This window comes from Marilutibacter spongiae, assembly GCF_014145325.1.
GTDB lineage: Bacteria > Pseudomonadota > Gammaproteobacteria > Xanthomonadales > Xanthomonadaceae > Marilutibacter > Marilutibacter spongiae.
Genome location: NZ_JACHTF010000010.1, coordinates 126,075 through 150,752, shown reverse-complemented (window position 1 = coordinate 150,752; position 24,678 = coordinate 126,075). Strand labels below are relative to the sequence as shown.

At 69.1% G+C, this 24,678-nt stretch carries 19 protein-coding genes and 2 pseudogenes; 15 read left to right on the top strand and 6 right to left on the bottom strand.

Translation table 11 applies throughout. From position 1 onward, the window contains the following. Positions 1-4 precede the first annotated feature (4 nt). Positions 5-400, top strand: a complete 396-nt coding sequence (locus H4F98_RS10645) for an MAPEG family protein (RefSeq protein ID WP_182687508.1) — start codon at positions 5-7, stop codon at positions 398-400. A 4-nt stretch (positions 401-404) separates the two neighbouring features. Here the strand turns inward: H4F98_RS10645 and upp are convergent, their stop codons facing one another. After that, positions 405-1,034 carry a uracil phosphoribosyltransferase gene (gene upp / locus H4F98_RS10640; protein ID WP_182687506.1) on the bottom strand — a complete coding sequence of 210 codons (630 nt, stop codon included), beginning with the start codon at positions 1,032-1,034 and terminating at the stop codon, positions 405-407. A 195-nt stretch (positions 1,035-1,229) separates the two neighbouring features. Here upp and H4F98_RS10635 point away from each other — a divergent pair, with 195 nt between their 5' ends. Further along, entirely contained in the window at positions 1,230-2,504 is a 1,275-nt protein-coding gene (locus H4F98_RS10635) for an aspartate aminotransferase type Ic (RefSeq protein ID WP_220479181.1), read from the top strand. 408 nt (positions 2,505-2,912) lie between these two features. Here H4F98_RS10635 and H4F98_RS10630 read toward each other — a convergent pair whose 3' ends face one another. After that, complete coding sequence (locus H4F98_RS10630) at positions 2,913-5,267, bottom strand: TonB-dependent receptor plug domain-containing protein (protein WP_182687503.1); 2,355 nt, start codon at positions 5,265-5,267, stop codon at positions 2,913-2,915. Positions 5,268-5,483: 216 nt separating this feature from the next. Here H4F98_RS10630 and H4F98_RS10625 point away from each other — a divergent pair, with 216 nt between their 5' ends. Both H4F98_RS10625 and H4F98_RS10620 read left to right on the top strand, forming a co-directional pair. After that, complete coding sequence (locus H4F98_RS10625) at positions 5,484-6,611, top strand: phytase (protein ID WP_425487594.1); 1,128 nt, start codon at positions 5,484-5,486, stop codon at positions 6,609-6,611. 1 nt (position 6,612) lies between these two features. After that, positions 6,613-7,995 carry a purple acid phosphatase family protein gene (locus tag H4F98_RS10620; protein WP_182687499.1) on the top strand — a complete coding sequence of 461 codons (1,383 nt, stop codon included), beginning with the start codon at positions 6,613-6,615 and terminating at the stop codon, positions 7,993-7,995. Positions 7,996-9,104: 1,109 nt separating this feature from the next. On the opposite strand, the gene H4F98_RS10615 is transcribed toward H4F98_RS10620, so the two are convergent. Next, on the bottom strand, positions 9,105-10,598 hold the full coding sequence (locus tag H4F98_RS10615; RefSeq protein WP_182687497.1) for an aminotransferase class III-fold pyridoxal phosphate-dependent enzyme: 1,494 nt from the start codon (positions 10,596-10,598) through the stop codon (positions 9,105-9,107). Positions 10,599-10,715: 117 nt separating this feature from the next. Here H4F98_RS10615 and H4F98_RS10610 point away from each other — a divergent pair, with 117 nt between their 5' ends. From H4F98_RS10610 to secF, 6 genes are all read left to right on the top strand, one after another. Further along, complete coding sequence (locus tag H4F98_RS10610) at positions 10,716-11,147, top strand: Lrp/AsnC family transcriptional regulator (RefSeq protein ID WP_182687495.1); 432 nt, start codon at positions 10,716-10,718, stop codon at positions 11,145-11,147. 91 nt (positions 11,148-11,238) lie between these two features. After that, positions 11,239-12,291 (top strand): tRNA preQ1(34) S-adenosylmethionine ribosyltransferase-isomerase QueA, encoded by a 1,053-nt coding sequence (gene queA / locus H4F98_RS10605; protein ID WP_182687493.1) that lies wholly within the window; start codon positions 11,239-11,241, stop codon positions 12,289-12,291. Then, positions 12,288-13,427 carry a tRNA guanosine(34) transglycosylase Tgt gene (gene tgt / locus H4F98_RS10600; protein ID WP_182687491.1) on the top strand — a complete coding sequence of 380 codons (1,140 nt, stop codon included), beginning with the start codon at positions 12,288-12,290 and terminating at the stop codon, positions 13,425-13,427. The genes queA and tgt overlap by 4 nt, the downstream gene beginning before the upstream one ends. A 120-nt stretch (positions 13,428-13,547) precedes the next feature. Beyond that, positions 13,548-13,886, top strand: coding sequence for a preprotein translocase subunit YajC (gene yajC / locus H4F98_RS10595; RefSeq protein ID WP_182687490.1), 339 nt, complete (start codon positions 13,548-13,550; stop codon positions 13,884-13,886). Between the two features lie 58 nt (positions 13,887-13,944). Further along, a complete protein-coding gene (gene secD, locus H4F98_RS10590) occupies positions 13,945-15,810 on the top strand; it encodes a protein translocase subunit SecD (RefSeq protein ID WP_182687488.1) in 1,866 nt (621 codons plus the stop codon). Between the two features lie 16 nt (positions 15,811-15,826). Next, positions 15,827-16,786 carry a protein translocase subunit SecF gene (secF, locus tag H4F98_RS10585; protein WP_182687486.1) on the top strand — a complete coding sequence of 320 codons (960 nt, stop codon included), beginning with the start codon at positions 15,827-15,829 and terminating at the stop codon, positions 16,784-16,786. Positions 16,787-16,900: 114 nt separating this feature from the next. Here secF and H4F98_RS10580 read toward each other — a convergent pair whose 3' ends face one another. Continuing rightward, a complete protein-coding gene (locus tag H4F98_RS10580) occupies positions 16,901-17,719 on the bottom strand; it encodes an inositol monophosphatase family protein (RefSeq protein ID WP_182687484.1) in 819 nt (272 codons plus the stop codon). Between the two features lie 130 nt (positions 17,720-17,849). On the opposite strand from H4F98_RS10580, the gene H4F98_RS10575 reads away from it, so the two are divergent. The 4 genes and pseudogenes from H4F98_RS10575 to H4F98_RS17040 all read left to right on the top strand — a co-directional run. Then, complete coding sequence (locus H4F98_RS10575) at positions 17,850-18,632, top strand: RNA methyltransferase (RefSeq protein ID WP_182687482.1); 783 nt, start codon at positions 17,850-17,852, stop codon at positions 18,630-18,632. Between the two features lie 94 nt (positions 18,633-18,726). Next, positions 18,727-19,680, top strand: a complete 954-nt coding sequence (locus H4F98_RS10570; protein ID WP_425487593.1) for a phosphate/phosphite/phosphonate ABC transporter substrate-binding protein — start codon at positions 18,727-18,729, stop codon at positions 19,678-19,680. After that, positions 19,677-20,996, top strand: a pseudogene (locus H4F98_RS17045) (diguanylate cyclase domain-containing protein); the annotation flags it as partial. The gene H4F98_RS10570 and the pseudogene H4F98_RS17045, both read left to right, overlap by 4 nt. A gap of 69 nt (positions 20,997-21,065) precedes the next feature. Beyond that, positions 21,066-21,815, top strand: a pseudogene (locus H4F98_RS17040) (putative bifunctional diguanylate cyclase/phosphodiesterase); the annotation flags it as partial. 9 nt (positions 21,816-21,824) lie between these two features. Here H4F98_RS17040 and H4F98_RS10560 read toward each other — a convergent pair. After that, on the bottom strand, positions 21,825-22,472 hold the full coding sequence (locus H4F98_RS10560; RefSeq protein WP_182687478.1) for an exopolysaccharide biosynthesis protein: 648 nt from the start codon (positions 22,470-22,472) through the stop codon (positions 21,825-21,827). Continuing rightward, on the bottom strand, positions 22,456-23,790 hold the full coding sequence (locus tag H4F98_RS10555) for a hemolysin family protein (protein ID WP_182687476.1): 1,335 nt from the start codon (positions 23,788-23,790) through the stop codon (positions 22,456-22,458). The genes H4F98_RS10560 and H4F98_RS10555 overlap by 17 nt, the downstream gene beginning before the upstream one ends. Before the next feature lie 257 nt (positions 23,791-24,047). Between H4F98_RS10555 and H4F98_RS10550 the strand changes: the two genes are divergently transcribed. Continuing rightward, the gene (locus H4F98_RS10550; RefSeq protein WP_141518748.1) at positions 24,048-24,674 is read left to right on the top strand and encodes a DUF47 domain-containing protein; all 627 of its coding nucleotides are present in this window, start codon (positions 24,048-24,050) and stop codon (positions 24,672-24,674) included. Positions 24,675-24,678 lie beyond the last annotated feature (4 nt).

Below are 24,678 nucleotides of genomic sequence, written 5' to 3'. Positions count from 1 at the left end.
CGCCATGCCCCTGATCACCCTGTTCTTCGCGTCCCTGCTGGTCCTGCTGAACCTGGTCCTCATGGTCCGCGTGACCCTGCGCCGGCGGGAACGCAGGATCGGCCTGGGCAGTGGGGGCGATGCCCTGCTCCAGCAACGCATCCGCGCCCATGCCAATTTCATCGAACAGGCGCCCCTGGCCCTGTTGCTGATGATGATGCTTGAGCTCTCGGCCCTGGCCCCGGTGGCGATCTGGGTGTTGGGCGCATTGCTGCTGGCCGGGCGCGTGCTGCACGCGATCGGCGTGTCCGGCAGTGGCGGCTACTCCTTCGGTCGCTTCACCGGGACCCTGCTCAGCTGGGCGGTCTTGCTCGCCTCGGCCGTGCTGGGCCTCTACGTGGTGGCGATGCGCCTGTTCTGACGCGTCAGGCGCGGGTACCGAAGATCTTGTCGCCCGCGTCGCCCAGCCCGGGCAGGATGTAGCCGACTTCGTTGAGGCGCTCGTCGATCGACGCCGTGTAGACCTCCACGTCGGGATGGCGCGCTTCCAGGGCGGCGAGGCCTTCGGGGGCGGCGACCAGGAACAGGCCCTTGATGCGCCGGCAACCGGCCGCCTTGAGCATGTCGATCGTGGCGATGAGGGTGCCGCCCGTCGCCAGCATCGGGTCGAGCACCAGCGCGGTGCGCTCGTCCATGCGGCCGCTGAGCTTCTCGTAGTAGCCCACGGGTTGCAGGGTCTCCTCGTCGCGCTGCAGGCCGACCACGCCGACCTTGGCCGCCGGCAGCAATTCCAGCACGCCCGGCAGCATGCCCAGGCCGGCGCGCAGGATCGGCACCAGGGTGATCTTCGCGCCCTTGATCTGGCGGGTCGCGACCGGACCGGCCCAGCCCTGGACCGTGGTCGCCTCGGTTTCCAGGTCCGCGGTGGCTTCATAGGTCAACAGGGTGGCGACCTCCGAGGCCAGCTCGCGGAAGGACTTGGTGCTGTTCTCCGCGCGACGCATCAGGCCCAGCTTGTGCTGGACCAGCGGGTGCACGACCTCGACGACCTTCATGGCGATTCCTGTTCCGACCGGGCACCCGAGTGTGCCGCAGCGGCCCGTGGAGCGCACCCGTCGCCGTCGTCCATCGACCGTCGACCATGGCCGTGCGACGAAGGCATGGCTTGCATCCGCGCGCGATTGCCGCATCCTTGCGCGGCCGCAACGGCGACAGGCCCGGCGGCCCCCCATTCTCCGGAGACCCCTCTCTTGCAACTCGAACATGCCGCGCCCGGGCAGCTCAGGGCACTGGAAGCACAGCTGGCGGACGCGCACCGGACCTTCGTCGCCCAAGGCCTGGCGCTGGACCTGACCCGCGGCAAGCCCTCGGCGGAGCAGCTCGCGCTTTCCGACGCGTTGGACGGCATCCTCGACGGGCGCTATCTGGCGGAGGACGGCACCGACACGCGCAACTACGGCGGCCTGGACGGCCTGCCCGAAGCCAAGCGCTTCGGGGCCGCGCTGATGGGCGTCGACCCCGGCTCGGTGCTGGTCGGCGGCAATTCCAGCCTCACCCTGATGTACCAGGCCGTGCTCGTGGCCCACCGCTTCGGCCTGACCGGCGCGGACAGCGCCTGGTCGCGAGGCGGCACGGTGCGCTTCCTGTGCCCGGTCCCCGGCTACGACCGTCATTTCACCGTCTGCGAACAGCTCGGGATCGAGATGCTCACCGTCCCCATGACCGCCGAAGGCCCGGACATGGACCGGGTCGAGGCGATGCTCGCCGCCGATCCGACGATCAAGGGCATGTGGTGCGTGCCGAAGTACTCCAATCCCACCGGCGTGGTGTATTCGGACGCAACCGTGGACCGGATCGCGCGCCTGGCACGGGTGGCGGGCGAGGGGTTCCGGGTGTTCTGGGACAATGCCTATGCGGTGCACGACCTGCGTGAGGTGCGCCCGCTGGCGTCGATCGAGGCGGCCTGCCGCGCCCACGGTACCGTCGATTCGGTGCTGCAGTTCGCCTCCACCTCCAAGATCACCCATGCCGGATCGGGCGTGGCGTTCATGTCGGCCTCGCCGGCCAACCTGGCCGGCTTCAAGGCGTTCCTCACTGCGTGCACCATCGGCCCGGACAAGGTGAACCAGTTGCGCACGGTGCGCCTGCTGCCCGACCGCGATGCGCTGATGGCGCACATGCAGCGCCACGCGGCGATCCTCGCGCCGCGCTTCGCGATCGTGTTGCGCGTGCTGGAGGAACAGTTCGCCGGTGGCGACCTCGGGCAATGGGAGGCGCCGGCGGGCGGCTACTTCGTCGCCTTCGACACGCGCCCCGGCGTCGCATCGGCGGCGGTGGCACTGGCGGCCGAGGCCGGGGTGAAGCTGACCCCGGCGGGTGCCACCTTTCCCTACGGTCGCGATCCGCAGGACCGCAACATCCGCATCGCACCCTCGGTGCCTTCCTTGCCGCAACTGGAGACCGCGATGGCGGTCTTCGCCAACAGCGTCAAGCTGGCCAGCGTGCGGGCGGCGCTCGCGGGCTGAAGTCGTGGTGCCTGCATGTCCGGGGCGGGGGCGAAAGGCTGGATCCCAGCGTTCGCTGGGATGACGGTCTCGTGAGCTTCGCGGGCACCGTACGGCCACTGGGCCGTGTCTGTTTGGCTCGTCATCCCAGCGAACGCTGGGATCCAGCCGTTGGGCCTTTGCCGTCGTAACGCACGTGTTGGAATGTTGCCGCCCGCGCCGTTGCCGGGGACTCGTGAGCGGTCTCCATCGAACAGGGTCGTGCCGATCCCGCAAGGCCGAATGCCGGGAGGCCGCCCTCCGCCGGGCGGAGGGGCGTGAGCAATCGCCCGCCAAGTCGCCCCTGACGGCAACGCGTCGGGGAGGGGCGCGCGCCCACGCGGTGCCCGGCAGGGGCATCCGGTGGGCGCGTCGAGTGCGCGGATGCGGTCAGAAGGCCCAGCGCATCACCAACTGGTAACGCGGGCCGGCATGCTCGGCTTCCAGCTCGTACTCGTCGTAGTCGCGATCGAGCTGGTCGGCGAGGTTGTCGAACTTGTCGAAGTACTCGCGCTTGTAGGCGTCGAGCAGGTTGGTGCCGCTCAGGCGCACCGAGATGTTGTCGCCGAAGCGCTTCTCGACGAAGACTTCCAGGTCGCCGTCGTAGGTGGTCCGCACTTCCTCGGCCAGCACGCGCATGAAGGCCTCCCCCTGCTTGCGGTAGCTGGCGCCGAAGGAGGCGCCCCACGCGGGCAGGTCCTGGATGAAGCCGACGTTGTAGACGTACTCGGCCTGGTTGTTGAAGCGGCGCGTGCCCAGCTCGTCCTCGACCTCGCTGTCGAGCCAGGAGTAATTCACGAACACGCCGGTGTTCGGCAGGCCGATCGCGGTCAGCGGCGTGGACAGGTCCAGTTCCACGCCCCAGGCCTTGCCGTCGCCGACGTTGCGGGCGGTGTAGATGAAGCTGTCGGGGTCGAACGGCACCGCGGCGAGCGCTTCGTCCTCGCTGACGCCGTTCTCGTCCATGTAGTCGGCGATGTCGTCGGCGTAGTCGTCGAAGGCCGTCTCGTTGGGCTCGCCCGTGTTGACGGTCTCGATGAGGTCCTGGATGTCGCGGTAGAACAGGTTCACCCCGACCACGCCGCGCTTGCCAAGACGATGTTCGAAGCCCAGGTCGATGCCGTTGGCGGTCTCGGGGTCCAGGAGCGGATTGCCGAGGAAGTCGTTGTCGCCGAACTCCTCCTGCAGCAGCGCCGGGGTCAGTTCGTTGAACGCCGGACGGCGCAGGCTGCGGGCCAGCGAGAGCTGGATCCGGTTGGCCTCGCCCAGGTCCCATTTCAGGTGCAGCGAGGGCAGCAGCGCGTCGTAGTCGTTGGACACGCGCCCGTCCTCGCCCTGGATGTCCGATCGCGTGGTCTCGTAGCGCAGGCCGGCCTCCCAGGCCATCGGGCCGGCATCGCCGGTGAACATCAGGTAGGGGTCGACGCGGGTTTCTTCGATGCGGCTGCGTACGACCGCATCCAGTTCGTAGACCACCGGGTCGGCTTCGTCGTCGGCCTCGAACTCGTAGTAGGTATGGGTGGATTCGCGCTCCTTGGCGCGCAGGTCGACGCCAAACTCCATGCCGGCCGCACCGACGGGCCGTGAGTGGGCGACCTTGAGGCTGCTCTCGGTGTCGCTGGCGTCGATGTCCAGGGCCTCGGCTTCGTGGCCATCCCAGTTGCCGTCCTCGTAGGCGATCTCTTCCTCGCTCTCGGTGCTGCGGTCCCGGAAACGCGCGTGGTCGAGGTCGATCTCGGTCCTGCCGCCGGCCATGTCGAAGCGGTACTCGGCGCCGACGCCCCAGTTGTCCTGGTCGATCCGGGTCAGGCCGGGCACGTTCGCGATCTCGGTCGCGTCCTCCGGGCGGCGCGCGTTGTACTCGGTCGAGACCTCGACCTGGTCGCGGTCGGTGCGCACGTAGAAGCCATCGAGCGACAGGCGACCGCTCTCGCCGACGTCCACGGTGTAGGAGAGGTTGCCGGAGTAGTCCTTGCCGTCGCGGGTGTCTGCCTGGTCCTCGGCGTCGACGAAATCGCCGCCCGGCGACTCGAAGCGATCGCTGCGCTTGAGCTTGGGGTTGTAGCGGTCCTGCACGTTGACGCCCGCGAGCAGGCGCCCGCCCAGGGCCTCGCCGGAGGTCACCGCGGCGAAAGTCGGCTGGATCTCGCCGTCGTCGTAGTGCATGGCGCCCAGGCGGATGTAGCTGCCGTCGAAGTCGTAGGCATCGCGCAGGATGATGTTGACCGCGCCGGCCACGGCGTCGCCGGAGCGGTTGGCGCTGTTGCTGCGCAGGACCTCGACGCGCTCGACCAGTTCGGCGGGGATGCGGTCGACCCAGAACGAGCGGTCGTCGCCGGCGCCCGGCACCTTCTTGCCGTTGACCAGCACCTGGGTGTACGCCGCGCTGAGACCGCGCAACTGCACCGCGTCGTACTCGAGCACGTCCGACACGAAGACCACGCTGGGCACGCGCTTGAGCATGTCGCCGACGGTGGACGGCTCGAAGCGCTGGAAGTACTCCAGGTCGTAGACCAGGGTGGGCTCGATGTCGTTGGTGCGGTCGCGATAGGCGATCTCACCCTGCACCACGACCGCGTCCAGGTCCCTGGCCACCATCGCGCCCATCGACGCATTGGCGGACGGGGCGAGCGAAGAGGGCGCGTCGCCGGGCGCGTCCTGCGCGGGGGCGGGGAGGCTTGCCGGCAGCAGCGCGGCGCAGACGAGGGCTCGGGACAGGCCGGTGGCCAGGGAGGTGCGCTTCATGTACGGAAGATCCGCGTTCAGTAAAAGCCGCCTTTGTACGTACGGCAGATGGCAGGTCCGTGACGCCTTCGTGGCGGTGGCATGACCCTGCCGCCGGACGGTTCGCGAGCCCGTGGCGCACGCGGCGTGGTTCGCGATGCGGCTGCAATCTCGCTGTCACGCGAGGCGCGTAGAAAATGGCGCTTTGTTGACACTTTCATTGCCGGGATCCCGTCCGTGTCCATTCGCTTGTTGCCCTTCCTGCTCGCTGTCGCCCTCCTGCCCGCATGCACCACGACCCTGGCCGAGAAGGAGGCGACGGCCGATCGCGAACCCGACGAGGCCGGCGAGGTCGATCCGCTCCTCGCCGACCACGCGATTCCGCATCGAGTGGTCGCCGAAGCCTTCACCACCGCGCCGGCGCCCGCCGACAACATCGACTCGCCCGCGTCCTGGCGCGCACCGGATGGGCGTCGCTGGTTGATCGCCACCGCCAAGACCTCCGACACGCTCGTGGTCTACGACGGCGACACCGGCGAACGCATCCGCGAAGTGGCCGGGCCGGGCACAGGCGCTGGCCGCCTGGACCGTCCGAACGGCATCGCCGTGATCGACGACCTGGTGCTCGTGGTGGAGCGCGACAACCGCCGCGTGCAGGCGTTCGCGCTGCCGGGCTTCGAGCCCGTCGCCAGCTTCGGTGCCAGCGAACTCGTGCAGCCTTACGGCCTGTGGGTCCGCCACCTGGGCGAGGGCTACGAAGTGATCGTCAGCGACAACTACATGTCCGACGAAGACGAGGACGTGCCGCCGCCGCTCGCCGAGCTCGACCGCCGCTTCCGCCGCTACGCCCTCGTCGAGCACGACGGGCAGTGGTCGGCGACGCTGGTGGGCAGCTTCGGCGCCACCGATGCCGCCGGCGCGATCCGCATCGCCGAATCGGTGTTCGGCGACGTGGCGCACGATCGCCTGTTGCTCGCCGAGGAGGACGTCGCGGTGGGCACGCGCCTGCGCGAATACGGCCTGGACGGGCGTTACCGCGGGCGCGACGTTGGCGCCGGCCTGTTCAAGGCGCAGGCCGAGGGCATGGCGCTCTACGCCTGCAACGATGGCAGCGGCTACTGGCTGGCCACCGACCAGTTCAAGGACCGCAGCCTGTTCCACGTCTTCGATCGCGTGAGCCTGGCCCACGTCGGTGCCTTCGCCGGCGCGCGGACCGCGAATACCGACGGAGTCTGGCTCGACATGTCCGGCGATACACGCTTTCCGGAGGGCGTCTTCTATGCGGTCGACGACGACCAGGGCGTGTCGGCCTTCGACTGGCGCGACATCGCCACGGTGCTGTCGCTCAAGAGCTGCGCGAACTGACATGGGGGCGCCCCGGGTTTGCGCGGCCCTGCTGTCGCTCGGCCTTTCGCTGCTGTCCAGCGTCCCCGCGGACGCCGTGGAGCGGACGGCCGAGCCCAATACCCTGGTCCCGGCGGACGCCTCGCGCTACGTGGCGGGCGCCTTCCCCGACCGCATCGTCGCGACGCCTGCCCAGGACGCCGCGCGCGGCTTCGCGGTCGCCTGGCGGAGCGGCGCCGGGATCGAGTCGCCCTGGCTGGAGCTCGTCGTCGCGGGCGACTCGCCCGACATGGGCGTGCCGCGCCGTATCCGCGCGCAAACGCGCGCGCTGGCGGCGGAGAATGGGCCGGCACGCCATCATCGCGCCGACGTCGATGGCCTGCAGCCGGGAACGCTGTACGCCTATCGTGTACAGGGCGACGGCGCCTGGAGCCCCTGGATGCAGCTGCGGACGGCGGGCCTGCCCGGCGAGCCGCTGGAATTGCTGTACTTCGGCGACACCCAGAACAAGAACGCCAGCCTGACCACCCGCGTCGTGCGCGAAGCGACGCGGCATGCGCCGCGGGCCAGCCTCGTGCTCTACGCGGGCGACCTGGTGAGTGGCGGCGATGGCGACGACGACAACGAATGGGGCGAGTGGTTCGACGCCACCGACGCGCTCTCGGGCTGGACGCTGACCGCGCCTGCGCCGGGGAACCACGAATACTTCGAGGCGTTCGAGGACACGCCGCGAGAGCGCCGCGTGCTCGGTCGCCACTGGCCGTTGCAGTTCGCCCTGCCGGGCAATGGCATCGACGACGGTGCGCCCACGACCTACTGGTTCGACCACCAGGGGGTGCGGGTCGCGGTCCTGGACGGAACGTCCGCGCTCGACCTGGGCAGCGCTGCCCGGCAGGCCCGATGGCTGGATGCGGTCCTGGCGTCCAACCCGGGCCGCTGGAGCATCGTCGTCGTGCACCAGCCGTTCTTCTCGCCGCGCGACGGCCGCGAGAATTCGGCGCTGCGCGAACACCTGCTGCCGGTGCTGCGCGCGCGCAATGTCGACCTGGTGCTGCAGGGCCACGACCATACCTACGGCCGCCGCGGCCTGGACGAGGCCTCGCGCGCGCCGGTGTTCGTGGTGTCGGTCGCCGGGGCTAAGCAGTACCGGCTGTCCGACGAAGCGCGGGCGACGATGTCGCCGGTGGGCGAGGACACCCAGTGGTTCCAGGTGATCCGCATCGCCGACGGGCGGCTGCGCTACGAAGCACGCACCGCGACCGGGCGGCTTTACGATGCCTTCGATCTGGTCGACGCCGGGCCGGGGCCGAAGCGCGTGGAAGAGCGGACCGAGGGCCGCATCGCGCCGCGCGACTGCGCCCGCGAGGCGACCCTCAAGGGACGGCGCGACCGCTGCTGGGAGTAGGGACGGCGGGGCAGGGCGTTCAGCGCCTACCCTGCCGCCCGGCGGCAGGGCCCCTGAGCGAAGCTGGCACCCAGCGCGTGGCGCCGGGTCGGGAGCAGGCGCGCCCGAGTTGCATCACGGGGCGGGTTGAGCGAACCAGAACCCATTGTTCGATATGCGTGCAGCTGCGCGACGGTGGGTTTCGCCTTCGGCTCTACCCACCCTACGTCCCTGCGCGGCTGGCGATCAGGCGTTCGTGGCTTCATAGGATGGGTAGCGCGAAGCAAAACCCATCGTTCGTCATGCATGCGGCTGCGCGGCGGTGGGTTTCGCCTTCGGCTCTACCCACCCTACGGCCCTGCGCGGCTGGCGATCAGGCGCTCGTGGCTTCGTAGGATGGGTAGCGCGAAGCAAAACCCATCGTTCGTCATGCATGCGGCTGCGCGGCGGTGGGTTTCGCCTTCGGCTCTACCCACCCTACGGTCCTGCACGGCTGGCGATCAGGCGTTCGTGGCTTCGTAGGACGGGTAGCGCGAAGCAGAACCCGTCGTTCGTCATGCGTGCAGCTGCGCGGCGGTGGGTTTCGCCTTCGGCTCTACCCACCCTACGGCCCTGCGCGGCTGGCGATCAGGCGCTCGTGGCTTCGTAGGATGGGTAGCGCGAAGCAGAACCCATCGTTCGTCATGCATGCGGCTGCGCGACGGTGGGTTTCGCCTTCGGCTCCACCCACCCTACGGCCCTGCGCGGCTGGCGATCAGGCGTTCGTGGCTTCGTAGGATGGGTAGCGCGAAGCAGAACCCGTCGTTCGTCATGCGTGCGGCTGCGCGGCGGTGGGTTTCGCCTTCGGCTCTACCCACCCTACGGCCCTGCGCGGCTGGCGATCAGGTGTTCGTGGCTTCGTAGGACGGGTAGCGCGAAGCAAAACCCATCGTTCGTCATGCGTGTGGCTGCGCGGCGGTGGGTTTCGCCTTCGGCTCTACCCACCCTACGGCCCTGTGCGGTTGGCGATCAGGCGTTCGTGGCTTCGTAGGATGGGTAGCGCGAAGCAAAACCCATCGTTCGTCATGCGTAGTGAAGAACAAAAAAGGGCGGCCCTGCGGCCGCCCTTCTTCATGCGCCGGCAATCGCGCTCAGGCGGCTGCGGCCTGGCGCGCGCGCGGGCCTTCCTTCAGGGCGCGTCGGATCATGCCGACCAGCAGTTCGATCTCTTCGCTGGTGATCGCGAACGTGGGGGTGAAACGCAGCGAGTTCACCCCGCCATGGATCACGCCGATCCCGTGTTCGCGCAGCCATTCCTCGGTGGAGCCGGCGCCGTAGCACTTGAAGTCCTGCGACAGCTCGCAGGAGAACAGCAGGCCCGTGCCCTGGACCTTGGTGATCTCGCCGCCCAGCTCGGCCTTCAGCGCCTCAAGCTTCTCCAGCGCCTCGGCGCCGCGCGCGCGGATGTTCTCGCGCAGCTCCGGCGTGACCATCGACAGCACCGTGCTGGCGACGTCGAGCGCGCGCGGGTTGGTGGTCATGGTGTTGCCGTACAGGCCCTTCTGGTACAGGTCCGCGGCGCGTGCGTTGACCGCCAGAACGGACAGGGGGTACTGGCCTGCATTGAGCGCCTTTGAGTAGGTCTCCATGTCGGGGGCCTCGGCGCCCTCGAAGCCGGGATAGTCGACGATCGACAGCACGCCGTTCGCGCGCAGGCCGGCCTGGATCGAGTCGACCAGCAGCAGGCTGCCATGCGTGCGGGTCAGTTCCCGTGCGGCGTCGTAGAAGTCGCGGGGCACGCTGCGGCCCGGGTCGCCTTCGCCCATGACCGGCTCCAGGAACATCGCCTCGATGAACCAGCCATGCGTCTCGGCGTCGGCGAACACCCGGCGCAGGGCCTCGATGTCGTACGGCGGCACGGCGATCACCGACTGCTCGTCGCGGTAGCTGGCCAGGAACTTCTGGTAGGTCTTGCGCGAGGAGTCCGAGTACAGCGCCGGACGGTCGGTGCGGCCGTGGAACGCGCCCTTGACGACGACCCGCTTGATCGTGCGGCCGGCGTGGCGCGCGCCTTCGTCGGTCAGGGTCTTGGCGTTGGCATCGGCGATGCGCGCGGCCAGGGTCACCGACTCGGAGCCGGAGTTCAGGCACAGGAACTTCGCATAGGGGCAATCGCGGCCCAGGCCGATCGCGTCGCGCAGCAGGCGCTCGAAGCGCAGCTGCGAGAGGTTGGGCGTCATGATGTTGGCCATCGCCTGCGGGCGCGCCATGGCCTCGATCACCGCCTCGGGCGCGTGGCCGAAGCCGAGCATGCCGTAGCCGCCCGAGTCGTGCAGCACCGCGCCCTTCAGGGTCACGATCCACGGGCCGCGCGCGGCGAGCGCGACGTAGGGGTTCACCGCGTCGTCGGGATAGAAATTGATGTAGCCGGCCTGCACGGCGCGCGCCTGCGCGTCCTCGTCCAGGTCGAGCAGGTCGGCGAACTCGCCCTTGATGCGCGCGTACTCGTCCGCGGCGGCCTCGACGGCCTCGACCAGGGCGGGATGGCGCTCGGCGAAATGGAGCAGGGTGTCGTCGTCCAGGCCCACGGTGCGGCGCGAGCCGGCGTGGGCGCGCAGGGGGGCGAGGGTATCGGTCACGGCCATGTGTGTCTCCTTCTGGGGCGTCATCTCCCTATTATCGGCAATATCTCGTCGATAGACAGTGTGGATTTGGACGGATTTAGGTTAGATTTCGTCTATTCGCCGATAAATTTCGTCCAGATGAAGATCACCGCCGCCGACCAGCACCTGCTTTCCGTCCTGCGCGAGAACGCGCGGGCTTCGACCGCCGAGATCGCCCGGCGCCTGCAGTTGTCGCGCACGACGGTGCAGAGCCGGATCGAGCGCCTGGAGCGGCAGGGGGTCATCCGCGGCTACACCGTGCGCGTGCATGACCAGGCCGAGCGCGGCCATATCCGCGCGCACATCATGATCACCGTGCTGCCCAAGCAGATGGCGGCGGTGGTGGACGCCCTGCACGCCATGCCCGAGGTCCGGGTACTGCACTCGGTCAGCGGGCCCTTCGACCTGGTCGCGATGGGCGTGGTGCCCAGCGTGGAGGACATGGACGAACTGACCGACCGCATCGGCGCGATCGACGGAGTGGGGCGCACGACGTCCTCGATCATCCTGTCGGCGAAGTTCGAGCGCTGAAGCCAGCCTCGCGCCGGCGCGTAAGCTCTTACAATGGGCGGCCCCGCCGGGCGTCGTCGCGCCCGGTTCGCCAGGCTTCGAAGATCCCCGTTTGAGAAAGTCCGACTTCCATTACGAGCTCCCCGCCGAGCTGATCGCCCAGGCGCCGCTGGCCGAGCGCTCGGCCAGCCGCCTGCTCGTCGTCCCCCCCGTACCCGGGGCACTGGGCGACCGCGCCTTCCGCGACCTGCCCGGCCTGCTCGAGCCCGGCGACCTGCTGGTGTTCAACGATACCCGCGTGATCCCGGCCCGCCTGTTCGGCCGCAAGAGCACCGGTGGCCGCGTCGAGATCCTGATCGAACGCCTGCTCGGCGGTGCCGATGCCCGCGCCCAGCTGGGCGTGAGCAAGTCGCCGAAGCCCGGCGCGGTGATCGTCCTCGACGCCGGCGGCGAGGCCGAGGTGCTCGGGCGCGACGGCGAGTTCTACCGCCTCCGCTTCCGCCTGGCCGAGTCCCTGGAGAGCTGGCTGGTGAAGGCCGGTCGCCTGCCGCTGCCGCCCTACATCGAGCGCGAACCCGGCGCCGACGACGCCGAGCGCTACCAGACCGTGTTCGCCCGCCAGGCGGGCGCGGTCGCCGCGCCCACCGCCGGGCTGCACTTCGACGACGCCCTGCTCGATGCCCTGCGCGCGCGCGGCGTATCGACGGGGCACGTCACCCTGCACGTGGGGGCCGGCACCTTCCAGCCGGTGCGCGTGGAACAGCTCGACCAGCACGTGATGCACAGCGAATGGCTGAACGTGGGCGCCGAACTGGTCGACCAGGTGCGGCGGACCCGCGCCGCCGGCGGCCGCGTCATCGGCGTCGGCACCACGGTGGTCCGCGCGCTGGAGTCGGCGATGCAGGAGAACGCGTCCGGCGAGCGCGAGCTGCGCCCCTTCGCCGGCGAGACCCGCCTGTTCATCCTGCCCGGTTACCGGATCCGCTCGGTCGACGCGATGATCACCAATTTCCATTTGCCCGAAAGCACCCTGCTGATGATGATCTCCGCGTTCGCCGGCAAGGCCCGCGTGTTCGAGGCCTATGCCCACGCGATCGCCGAGCGCTACCGCTTCTTCAGCTATGGCGACGCCATGCTGCTGTGGCCCGGCGGGGACGCCCGGTGAGCCGGATGGACTTCGAGCTGCTGGGCACCGACGGCCAGGCCCGTCGCGGCCGCATCCGTTTTCCCCGCGGGACCATCGAGACCCCGGCCTTCATGCCGGTGGGCACCTACGGCACGGTCAAGGGCGCGCTGCCGCACCAGGTCCGCGAGCTGGGGGCGGAGATCATCCTGGGCAACACGTTCCACCTGTTCCTGCGACCCGGGTTGGATGTGATCGGCGAGCACGGGGGCCTGCACGGCTTCGCGCGCTGGGACGGCCCCATCCTCACCGACTCGGGCGGCTTCCAGGTGTTCTCGCTCGCCCACAAGCGCAAGATCACCGAGGCCGGCGTGCATTTCGCCGCCCCGACCGACGGCCGCAAGGTCTTCCTGGGGCCCGAGGAAAGCATGCACATCCAGAAGGTGCTGGGCTCGGACATCGTGATGATCTTCGACGAATGCCCGCCGGTGCACGTGGACGGGCAGCCGGTCGCAGTCGAGCGCATCGCCCGTTCGATGGAGCTGTCGCTGCGCTGGGCCGAGCGCTCCAGGCGGGCCCACGAGGGCAACGACGCGGCGCTGTTCGGCATCGTCCAGGGCGGCGTCCACCCCGAGCTGCGCACCCGTTCGGCCGAGGGCCTGCGGGCGATCGGCTTCGACGGCTATGCGATCGGTGGCCTGGCCGTCGGCGAGACCGAGGACGAACGCAACGCCATGCTCGACCATACCTGCCCGCAGCTGCCCGCCGACCGGCCGCGCTACCTGATGGGCGTGGGGCGACCGGAGGACCTGGTCGAGGCGGTCGCCCGGGGCGTGGACATGTTCGACTGCGTGATGCCCACCCGCAACGCCCGCAACGGCCACTTCTTCACCTCCACGGGGACGATCCGGGTCCGCAACGCGACCTACGAGCACGACCTGCGCCCGATCGAGGAGGGCTGCGACTGCCATGCCTGCGCCAACGGCTTCAGCCGCGCCTACCTCCGTCACCTGGACCGCTGCAACGAGATGCTGGGGCCCATGCTCGGGACCCTGCACAACCTGCGCTACTACCAGCGGCTGATGGCCGGGATGCGCGAGGCGATCGCCCAGGGAACCTTCGCCGCCTTCCGCGAGTCCTTCTATGCCACCCGGGGCCTGCCGCTGCCCGGCGCCTGACCCGGAAGCGCCCGTTTGGGGGGCGTGGGGACGGGGGCGGGCGGCAGTTCCGGCCCCCGGCCCGGTCCCGGGCCCGCTCGTGCCATAATCTCCCGTTAATTTCGACCCAGGATGCCCCTGATGAACCTGCTCGACTTCGTGATCTCGCCCGCATACGCCCAGAGCGCCCCGGCTGCCGGCGGCGGCATGGGCATGCAGCTGCTGTTCCCGATCGCCCTGATCGCGATCATGTACTTCCTGATGATCCGCCCCCAGATGAAGCGCCAGAAGGAACACCGCGCCATGCTGGAGAAGCTCGCCAAGGGCGACGAGGTCATCACCAACGGCGGCCTCGCCGGCACCATCGCCGAGATCGGCGAGAGCTTCATCACCGTGCAGGTGGCCGACAACGTGCAAGTGCGCGTACAGAAGGGCGCGATCGCCAACGTGCTGCCCAAGGGCACCTTGAAGTCGGCCTGAGCCGGCGCCACTACCGATTGGATAGGGCGGCCGACGTGGCCGCCGCAGGATGTCTTCGATGCTGACTTACGCGCGCTGGAAATACGTTCTCCTATTGCTGATCCTCATTGTCAGCACCGTCTATGCCCTGCCCAACATCTTCCCGCAGGACCCTTCGGTGCAGGTCAGCGCCAACCGGGGCGCGGTGGTCGACGAGGCCCTGAAGGGGCGCGTCGAGGCCGACCTCAAGGCGGCCGGGGTGACCCCCAGGTCGGTCGAGATCGACGGCGACAACCTGCTGGTCCGCCTCGCCGACCCCGATGCCCAGGTGAAGGCCGCCGACGCGCTGCGCCCGGAGCTGGGCAACGACTTCGTGGTCGCGCTCAACCTTGCCTCGACGGTGCCCGAATGGCTGCAGGAACTGGGCGGCAAGCCGATGCTGCTCGGCCTCGACCTCCAGGGCGGCGTGCACTTCACCATGCAGGTCGACCAGAAGGCCGCGCTCGACAAGCGGCTCGAGGCGACCGCCGAGGACGTGCGCGTGCTGCTGCGCGACAAGCGCATCCGTTACCAGTCGGTCGAGCGCCGCGCCGGCAACACCGTGGTGGCGACGCTCAACGACGCCGATGCCGCCGAGCAGGCCCGCGAGGCGATCATCATCGCCCAGCCCACCCTGCAGGTGAGCGCGGACGACCGCGTGGTCACCGTCCGCATGAGCGACACCGAGATCAACCGGCTCGCGGTCGAGGCCATCGAGCAGAACGTCGGCACCCTGCGCAACCGCATCAACGCCCTGGGCGTGTCCGAACCGATCATCCAGCGCCAGGGCGACGACCGCATCGTGGTCCAGCTGCCCGGCGTGCAGGACACCGCGCAGGCCAAGCGCGTGCTGGGCGCCACCGCCACCCTGGAGTGGCGCGCGGTGCTCGACGCCGACGCGGTCAGCGCCCGCGATACCGGCATCGTCCCGCCGGAGGGCAAGCTCTACAACCGCAAGGAAACCGGTCCGGACGGCCGGCCGATCCCGATCCTGCTCAGCAAGCGCGTGATCGCCTCGGGCGACCAGATGGTCACGGCATCCTCGGGCATGGATCCGCAGTCGGGCACCCCGTCGGTCAGCGTGCGGCTCAATGGCGCCGGCGGGCAGCGCATGTTCGAGTTCACCAGCGAGAACGTCGGCAAGCCGATGGCGGTGGTCTACATCGAGCGCGTGCCCGAGGTTCGCGAGGTGGATGGCGAGGAGATCCGCAGCACCCGCGTCAACGAGGAAGTGATCTCGGTCGCGACCATCAACGGCGTATTCGGCAAGGAGTTCCAGACCACCGGCCTGGACAGCACCAAGGAAGCCGCCAACCTGGCGCTCTTGCTCCGTTCCGGCTCGCTGGCCGCGCCTATGGACTTCATCGAGGAGCGCATCGTCGGACCGAGCCTGGGCCGTGAAAACGTCGAGCGCGGCATGACCGCGATCCAGTACGCCTTCATCTTCATCCTCGGCTTCTTCCTGGTGTACTACCGGATGTTCGGTGTCATCACCTGCGTCGCGCTGCTGCTGAACCTGTTGATGCTGGTCGCGCTGATGTCCTGGTTCGGCGCCACCATGACCTTGCCGGGCATGGCGGGCATCGCGCTGACGGTCGGCTTCTCGGTCGACGCCAACGTACTGATCAACGAACGAATACGCGAAGAGTTGCGTGCGGGGTTGCCGGCCAAGGCGGCGATCGCGGCCGGTTACGACCGCGCCGTGGGCACCATCGCCGACGCCAACATCACCGCGGTGCTCGCCGGCGTCGCCCTGTTCGCCTTCGGCACCGGCCCGGTGAAGGGCTTCGCGGTCGCGCTGATCCTCGGCATCGGCACCTCCATGTACTCCGCGGTCTCGGCTTCCCGCGCCATCGCCACGCTCATCTATGGCGGTCGTCGCAAGCTGAAGTCCATTGCCATCTGACCGGGACACTTACCAGATGAAACCATTCAACCTGTTCCCCTATGACAGCAAGATCGACTTCATGCGCTTGCGCTGGATCTCGCTGTCCATCGCCTTGCTGCTGATCGTCGGTTCCTTCGGCGCGATGGCGGTCAAGGGCTTCAACTTCGCCCTGGACTTCACCGGCGGCACGGTCACCGAGCTGCGTTTCGAGCAGCCGGTGGACGTGGACGACATCCGTGCACGCCTCGATGACGCCGGTTACGGCAATGCCCAGGTGCAGACCTTCGGCAACGGCAACGACCTGCTGATCCGCGTCCAGCCCAAGTCCGGCGAAGGCGAGGGCGGGGCCGACCAGAACACCGCGCGCGAGATCCAGCAGGCGCTGGCGATCGAAGGCAACCCCGGTACGGTGATGAAGAGCGACTTCGTCGGCCCGCAGGTGGGCAAGGAAATCGCTATCAACGGCATCTGGGCCCTGATCTTCGTCGTCGTCGGTTTCATGATCTACATCTCGTTCCGCTTCGAGAAGAAGTTCGCCGTCGCCGCGACCGTGACCACGCTGCACGACGTCATCGCCGTGGCCGGCTGGTTCGCCATCACCGGCCACGAGTTCGACCTGACCGTGCTGGCCGGCATCCTCTCGGTGATGGGCTTCTCGATCAACGACACCATCGTGGTGTTCGACCGCATCCGCGAGAACTTCCGCTCCATGCGCGGCGACGCCATCGGCATCATCAACGCGGCCATCAACCAGACGCTCTCGCGCACGGTGATCACCTCGTTCGTGGCGATCCTGACGATGCTGGCGCTCTACATCTACGGCGGCGGTTCCCTTCGCGGGCTGGCCGAGTCGATGCTGATCGGCGCCGTGATCGGCACGCTGTCGTCGATCTTCGTCGCCAGTACCCTGCTGACCATCGGACCGCTGAAGGTCACCAAGCAGGACCTCATGCCCAAGGCCCGCGACGAAGAGGCGCTGGCGCGGCGGCCGTGATGGCTGGTGATTCGTGATTCGTTTTTCGTGATTTGAGAAAGCAGAAAGGCCGCGGATTCCGCGGCCTTTCTCTTTTTACCCTGATCACCAATCACCAATCACCAATCACGGCTTTCAATCGAATGCCGCCGCGTAACCCGTGTCGACGATCTTCTTCTGCAGCAGTTCGCAGACCTTGAGGTTGGCGGCGACCAGGGCGCGCGGGGCGGTGCCGCGGGCGTCCATGGCGCCGGTGGGACGGCCCTTGAAATCGCAGACCTTGCCACCGGCCTCGCGCACCATCAGGGCGCCGGCGGCGATGTCCCAGGGCTTCACCCCGGCCTCGAAGTAGGCATCGGCGCGCCCGCAGGCGACGTAGGCCAGGTCGAGGGCCGCCGAACCGGTCCGGCGGACGTCCTCGGCTTCCAGCAGCAGGTTGTCGAGGGTCTTGAGCTGGGCGCTCGCGCGGCTGCGCTCGCGCGGCGGGAAGCCGGTCACCAGCAGGGTGCCCTCCAGGGTCTTGCGGTCGGCCACGCGCACGCGCTTGCCGTTGAGCTGGGTGCCGCTGCCCTTGCTGACGGTGAACAGGTCGTTGCGGATAGGGTCGAAGATGACGCCGTGGATCGGCTCGCCGTTCTCGACCAGGGCGATCGACACGCAGAAGTGGGGCAGGCCGCGCAGGTAGTTGCTGGTGCCGTCCAGGGGGTCGATGACCCAGGTGAAGCGGCCCTTGCCCGCGCTGCCGGTTTCCTCGCCCAGGAAGGCGTAGTCCGGGTGGGCGCGCCGGAGCTCCTTGATGACCACCTTCTCGGCTTCTTCGTCGACTTCGCTGGCGTAGTCCATGCGGTCCTTCTCGACCACGTTGATCGCATCCAGGCGGTGCATGTGGCGCAGGAGCACGTTGCCGGCGGCACGGGCGGCCTTGACCATGAGGGTGACGGCGGGTTTCTGCATGGCGGTGCGGCCTCGGACGAAGGAGGTGGGGCGCGGCGGTTCGCCGGCCGGACTGGAAGGAGGTAAAAGAGCGACCCGGCGATGGCACGACACGAGCGTGGCCGGGTCGCGGAGTTTACCATTGACGGCGATGACGACCCATTCGACAACTGAACCGATCTCCAACCGCCTGCGCATCGTCCTGGTCGGCACCCAGCATCCCGGCAACATCGGGTCCGCCGCGCGGGCCATGAAGACCATGGGCCTGGCCCGGCTGGTCCTGGTGGCCCCGGAGAAGGCGCCCAACCACGAGTCCGAGGCCCTGGCGGCCGGCGCCGACGACGTCCTGGCCGCCGCCGCCACCCATGCCACCCTCGCCGAGGCGGTGGCCGATTGCCGCCTGGTGCTGGGCTGCACGGCACGGAGCCGGCGTATCGCCCTGGACGAGCTGCTGCCGCGCGAGGCGGCGTCGCGTGCGCTGGAAGGGGCCATGGCAGGGGGCGAGGTGGCCCTGGTCTTCGGTCGCGAGCGCACCGGCCTGGACAACGAGGAGCTCCAGCTGTGCCATGCCGCGGTGCATATCCCGGCCAATCCGGCCTACAGCTCGCTCAACCTGGCGATGGCGGTCCAGGTGCTGGCCTACGAGCTGCGGCTGGCCCTGCTGGCGACGGGCGGGGGCGGTCCGGCGCCGGCGGGGGACGGCGATCCGCCGGCCTCCCACGCCGAGCTGGAGGGCTTCTTCGGACAGTTGGGGGACGCCCTGGACGCGATCGACTTCCACAAGGGGCGGGCGCCGGAGTCGGCGCTGCGCAAGTTCCGTCGCCTGTTCCTCAAGGCCGACCTCGACAGCCGGGAGGTCCGCCTGCTGCGCGGCGTGCTGGCCGACGTCGAACGCATGGCCATGCTGGCGGCCCGGTCGGGCGGCGAGGGCTGAGGCATGTGTTGGCAGTCCCACTTCGCGGCGAGGGCGCACGCGCCGATAGCCGCACCCCCGGCTTTGGATTAGTCTGGCTGGAGAAATCGCCGGAGTGTCGCCGCCCTTGATCCTGCGCCTGTGCTGCCGAGCCCTGATACTGCTGGTCCTGGCTGCGTCCTCCGTGGGGCGGGCCGGGGAGCGCTCGGTCGCGGCGGACCACGCCGACTCGGGCGTGCTGGTGCTGGGCCGGATCAGCGACGATCCCAAGTCGCACTACGAACAGCTCAAGCCGCTGCTGGACTACGTCGTCCCGCGCATGGCCGACGTGGGCATCCGCGAGGGGCGGATCCTCATGGCCAAGGACCCCCAACAGATGGCGAGTTACCTGCGCCGCGGGCGGGTCGACTGGATCACCGAGACCACGGGCATGGCGCTGCTGATGCGCGACCGCGGCGGCGCCCGTCCGCTGCTGCTGACCGAGCGGGGCGGCAGCAGCCACTACCACAGCGTCTTCTTCGCGCGCCGCGACAGCGGCATCGGATCGCTGGACGATATCCGCGGGCACAGCGTCGCGTTCCAGCGACCCTCGTCGACGAGCGCCTATTTCGTGCCGGCGGCAGTGCTGCTCGACCGCGGCATGACCCTGGACGTGCTGCTGTCGCCGCTCGACCATGCCGGTCCCGACGCCGTGGGCTACCTGTTCGCCCGCTCCGAACTCAACATCTCCACCTGGGTCCACAAGCGCCTGGTGGACGTCGGTGTCATGAGCAACCTCGACTGGGACAACCCCAACCGGGTGCCGACCGCGTTCAAGCGCGACCTGGTGGTCATCGGCGACACGCCCGAATTCCCGCGGGCGCTGGAGCTGGTCCAGCCGAACATGGCGCCGGAGGTCCGCGACCGCCTGCGCGAAGTCCTGGTCGGTGCGGCCAATGATCCGGAGGCATCCAACGCGCTGCGCGAGTTCTTCGGCACCACGCGTTTCCTGCCCATCGACGACGTGTCGATGGATGCATTGAACCGGATCGGCCAGGGCGTGCAGCGGGTGCGGGCGGAGGTCGAATGAAGCTGAGCGGGGGGCTGCGCACCAAGTTCCTGCTGCTGATGACCGCGGCACTGATGGTGATGCTGCTGATGATGACCCTCATGCTCAAGCGCGAGGAGCAGATGCAGGGCGATGTCGTGGACGTCACCCGCGATGCCATGCAGGGCGTGGTCAGCAACAGCCTCAACCGGCGCGGCGAGGGCATGGTCAACCAGTTGGCCGAGTCGCTGACCAATCCCCTGTACTACTTCGACCTGGACGCGATCGGCGAGCTCACCGCGGCGGCCCTGCGCCAGCCCGACGCGCGCTACGTCCTGGTCTACGACGACGCCGGCACCATCATCCACGACGGCAGCGAGGAGATCCCCAGCTACGGCAAGCGGATGGACGACGAGTTCGCCAGCGAGGTGACCGCGTCCACGACGATGCTGACCCTGTTCAACGACAACGTCATGGACGTTTCCATGCCGATCATGATCGGCGAGGAGCGCCTGGGCGGCGTGCGGATGGGCTTCGACCTGGAGGTGGCCAAGGGCTTCCAGGAGCGCGCGGTCACCGAGATGCGGCAGCGCCTGGGGGTGCTTGGGCACCGCCAACTGGTGTGGGTGGGCCTGGTCACCGGCAGCCTGGTCCTGATCGGGATCCTGCTTTTGTGGCTGATCCAGCACTGGCTGGTCCGGCCGATCCGCCAGCTCGCCGACTCGGCCCGCCAGATCGAGGCCGGGCGCTTCGAACTCGACCTGCCCACCAGCCGCCGGCGCGACGAGATCGGCGAACTGCTGCGCGCCTTCAGCCGGATGAGCGAGAGCGTGGCGCGCCACGACCGCGACATCCGGCGCATGGCCTACACCGACGCCCTGACCGGGCTGTCCAACCGACTGGCCTTCCGCGAGGCGCTGGACGAGCAGTTGCTGCAGATGCGCGGCGACGGCCAGCAACTGGCGCTGCTCTTCGCCGACATCGACGACTTCAAGCGGGTCAACGACACCCTGGGCCACGATGCCGGCGACGACGTGCTGGTGCAGTGTTCGGCGCGCATCCGCGATGCGATCGGTCGCCATGGCGGCGACAATGCGCTGCTCGCGCGGTTCGGCGGCGATGAGTTCGTGATCCTGGTGCAGGCGTCCAGCCGCGACGCACGCGACGTGCGCGGGATCGCCACCGGCCTGGCCGAGGCCCTGGTCGAGACCCTGGGCGAGCCGATGCTGGTGCACGAGCGGCAGGTGTTCCTGGGCACCTCCATCGGCATCACCATGTTTCCCGAGGACGCCTCGACCGCGGCCTCGCTGATGAAGAACGGCGACATCGCGATGTACCAGGCGAAGGTGGCCGGAAAGAACTGCTACCGCTTCTACAGCCGGGCGATGGACCTGGCGGTGGAGCGCCGGGTCAATCTCGAGCACGAGTTGCGCGGGGCCTGGGAGCGCGGCGAGCTGAGCCTGGTATACCAGCCGGTGTATCGGCTGTCGGACCGTGTGATGGTCGGTGCCGAGGCGCTCTTGCGCTGGAACCACCCCAAGCATGGGCAGGTCGCGCCTTCGGTCTTCATCGACGTCGCCGAACAGAGCGGGCTGATCGAGGTGCTTGGCCCGAAGGTCCTGCATACCGCCTGTACCGATGCCGTTCGCTGGCAGCAGTTGCACCCGGGCAGCGAGCCGCTGTCGGTGGCGGTCAATGTCTCGCCGCGGCAGTTGCGCAGCGGCGGCGAGCTGGCCGACGTCGTGGCCGCCTGCCTGCGCGAGACCGGCCTGGAGCCCGGTCGCCTGCATCTGGAGCTGACGGAGACCGCGGTGATCGGCGACGAGGCGCACGTCAGCGACGAACTGGCGCGGCTGCGCGCGACCGGCGTGAAGGTGTTGCTCGACGACTTCGGCACCGGCTTCTCTGGACTGAGCCACCTGCGCCGCGTGCCCGTCGACGGCGTCAAGATCGACCGCAGCTTCATCGCCGACATCCTCCGCGACCCCGACGACCTGGCCCTGACCAGCGCGATCATCGCGATGGCCCACTCGCTGGGCATCACCGTGATCGCCGAGGGCGTGGAGAAGGCGGGGCAGTACGCTTTGCTGCGCGAGCGCGGCTGCGACCAGGCCCAGGGTTACTGGCTGGGCCACCCGATGCCGGGCAACGAGTTCCTGGCCCTGCTCCAGCAGTAGGCGCGGCGACTAGAAGCCGAACCGCCCCAGGGCGTCGGCGACCAGCGCCGCCAGTCCACCCGAGAGGCCGCCGAACACGCCGGTCGCCACCACGCCGGCCGCCCAGGCGACGAGCATCAGGCGGCCGTCGCGTTCGAGCAGGGCAAAGGCGAACAGCAGCATCAGCGCGCCGAACAGGTAGTTGGTGAACGGGATCGGCAGCGACAGCAGCAGGCCGAGCAGGATGAGCAGAAGTCCGGTGAAGGCACTGGCGGCCCGGTGGTCGAGCACGCCGGCCGCGCGCGGCTTGACCACGCGCTCCAGGCGGCTCAGCCAGGGCGAGAGCAGGTTGCGGAAGCGGACCATCAGCCGCCGGGTCGGGCCGCGCCGGGCGATGAAGCCGGGCAGCCAGGGCTTGCGCAGCCCGATGAGCAACTGCGCGCCCAGCAGCATCGTGAGCGGACCGCTGATCGCGCCGCCCATGCCGGGGATCGGTATGAAGGCCGGCAGGGTGGCGATGAACAGCAGCATGCCGAACGAGCGCTTGCCCAGCCCGTTGAAGACGTCGCCCAGGCGCAGCGTGTCGTCCGGGTCGCCCACCGAGAACGCATCGAGCAGGGCGCGGGTGCCGGCTTCCTCGAGCGGGCGGGATGGCGCGGGGTCAGCCGAGGGTGTCATCGCTGCCCGCGTCCGGGTCCGGTAGGGCCTGCAGCAACAGCTTGTCGATGCGCGGGCCGTCCAGGTCGACCACCTCGATCCGCCAGTTGTCCCAGTCCACGTGTTCGCCCACGTGGGGGATCCGGCCGAAATGGCTGATGACCATGCCGGCGGCGGTGTGGAAATCGGGTTCGTCGCCGACCGGCAGGCGGGCGCCGTCGACCAGGTCGCGCAGGTCGTCCAGGGCCAGGCTGCCGTCGAGCAGCCAGGAGCCGTCGGCGCGCTGCACGACCGGCGCGTGGTCGTCCTCGGATTCGGCGGTCTGCAGGCGGCCGATCACCGCGCCCAGCAGGTCGTTGACGGTGATCAGGCCGGTGACGTCGCCGTATTCGTCCACCACCAGGGCGATCGACTGCTGTTCTTCGCGGAAGATCTCCAGCAGCTTGAAGGCATGGGTCGACTCGGAGACGAACAGCGCTTCGCGCAGGCGCTCGAAGATGCGCGGCGTGCCCGAGCGGCCCAGCCCATCCAGCAGCGACTTGGCCTCGAGTATGCCCAATACCTCGCTGTCGTCGTCCTTGTAGACCGGGTAACGCGAGAACGAGGTCTCGCGCATCACCGCCATGTTGTCCTCCAGCGGGGCCTCGGCGTCGAGCCAGGTGATGCGCGTGCGCGGGGTCATCAGGCTCTCCGCGGTGCGGTCGCCCAGGCTCAGCACGCGGTAGACCATCTTGCGCTCGTCGGCATCGATCACGCCCTGCTCGTGGCTCTCGCTCACCAGCAGGCGGATCTCCTCTTCGCTGATCTCGCTGCGGGCGTCGTCGCGGATGCCCAGCAGCCGCAGCACGCCCCGGTTGATCACGCCCAGCAGGGCGACGACCGGGCGGGCCAGGCGCGACAGCGCGTCCAGCGGGATGGCGACGGCGGCGGCGATCGCCTCGGGGTTGGTCAGGGCCAGGCGCTTGGGGATCAGCTCGCCGAAGATGACCTGGCCGGAGGTGATCAGCACCACGGCGGTGCCGATACCGATCGCGCGGGCGTACTCGGCGGCGCCCGGCCAGAGCCCCTCCAGGCCGCTGGCGATGATCAGGCCGATCGCCTCGCCGCCGAACAGGCCGGTGAGCACGCCGATCAGGGTGATGCCCACCTGCACGGTCGAAAGCAGGTTGTCGGGGTGCTCGGCCAGGCCGAGCGCGACCCCGGCGCCGCGGCGGGCGCGTCCGGGCTCCTCGGCCATCTGCTTGAGGCGGAGCTTGCGTGCCGTCACCAGGGCCATTTCCGACATCGCGAAGAAGCCGTTCAGCACGATCAGGGCCAGGACGATCGTCAGTTCCAGCATGGCGGGCGCTCCGGGTGGGGCAGGCGTCGCATGCGCGTCGGGCGGGGCCGGGCGGGACTGGAGGGTTCTGGGTCGTCGTCCATTGTCGGGAAGCAGTCGCGGGGGATGTCGATGAACGGCCGATAGTAGCAGGCGGGGCCTGTACGCCGCGCGTGGGCGCCGGCCGGGGCCGGGGCCTGCGCGGCTGTCTCGAAACGGTCATAATGCGCACCGCAACCGAGCGGACCCGGACCGCCCCACCACGAGGCACAGCGCGCATGTTCTCCCTGCAAACCATTTTCGGCCAAGGCAACCAGTTCTACACCCTGCTCGAGGAAGCGGCCGAGGTCGCCCACGACAGCGCCCGGGCCCTGCATGCGATGCTCCGCGAGTCCGACCGCCAGCCGGCGCTGGACGCCTTCAAGCTGGCTCGCCAGCGCGAACGCGACGTGTCCATCAAGCTCAGCCAGGAGCTGGTCGACAGCTTCATCACCCCCATCGAGCGCGAGGACATCGAGTCGCTGGCCTCGGCGCTGCACAAGATCCCCAAGCAGATCGAGAAGTTCGCCGACCGCTACGCCCTGGCGACCCAGCACCTGGAGCACATCGACTTCGCGCCGCGCGCGGCGATGCTCGAGCAGGCGTCCAGCGTCGTGGTGAAGATGGTCAAGCAGCTGCGCCAGCTGAAGCTGGAGCCGATGAAGGCGCTCAGCGACGAGCTGCGCGCGCTGGAAAACGACGCCGACCGGCTCATGCTCGAGCTGTACCGCGACATCTACTCGGGCAAGCTCGACCACCTGCAGATGTTCCTGCTCAAGGAGTTCTTCGAGATCCTGGAGAAGGCCATCGACCGCTGCCGCGAGGCCGGCGTCGTGGCCTACCAGATCGTCCTGAAGAACTCCTGAGGGG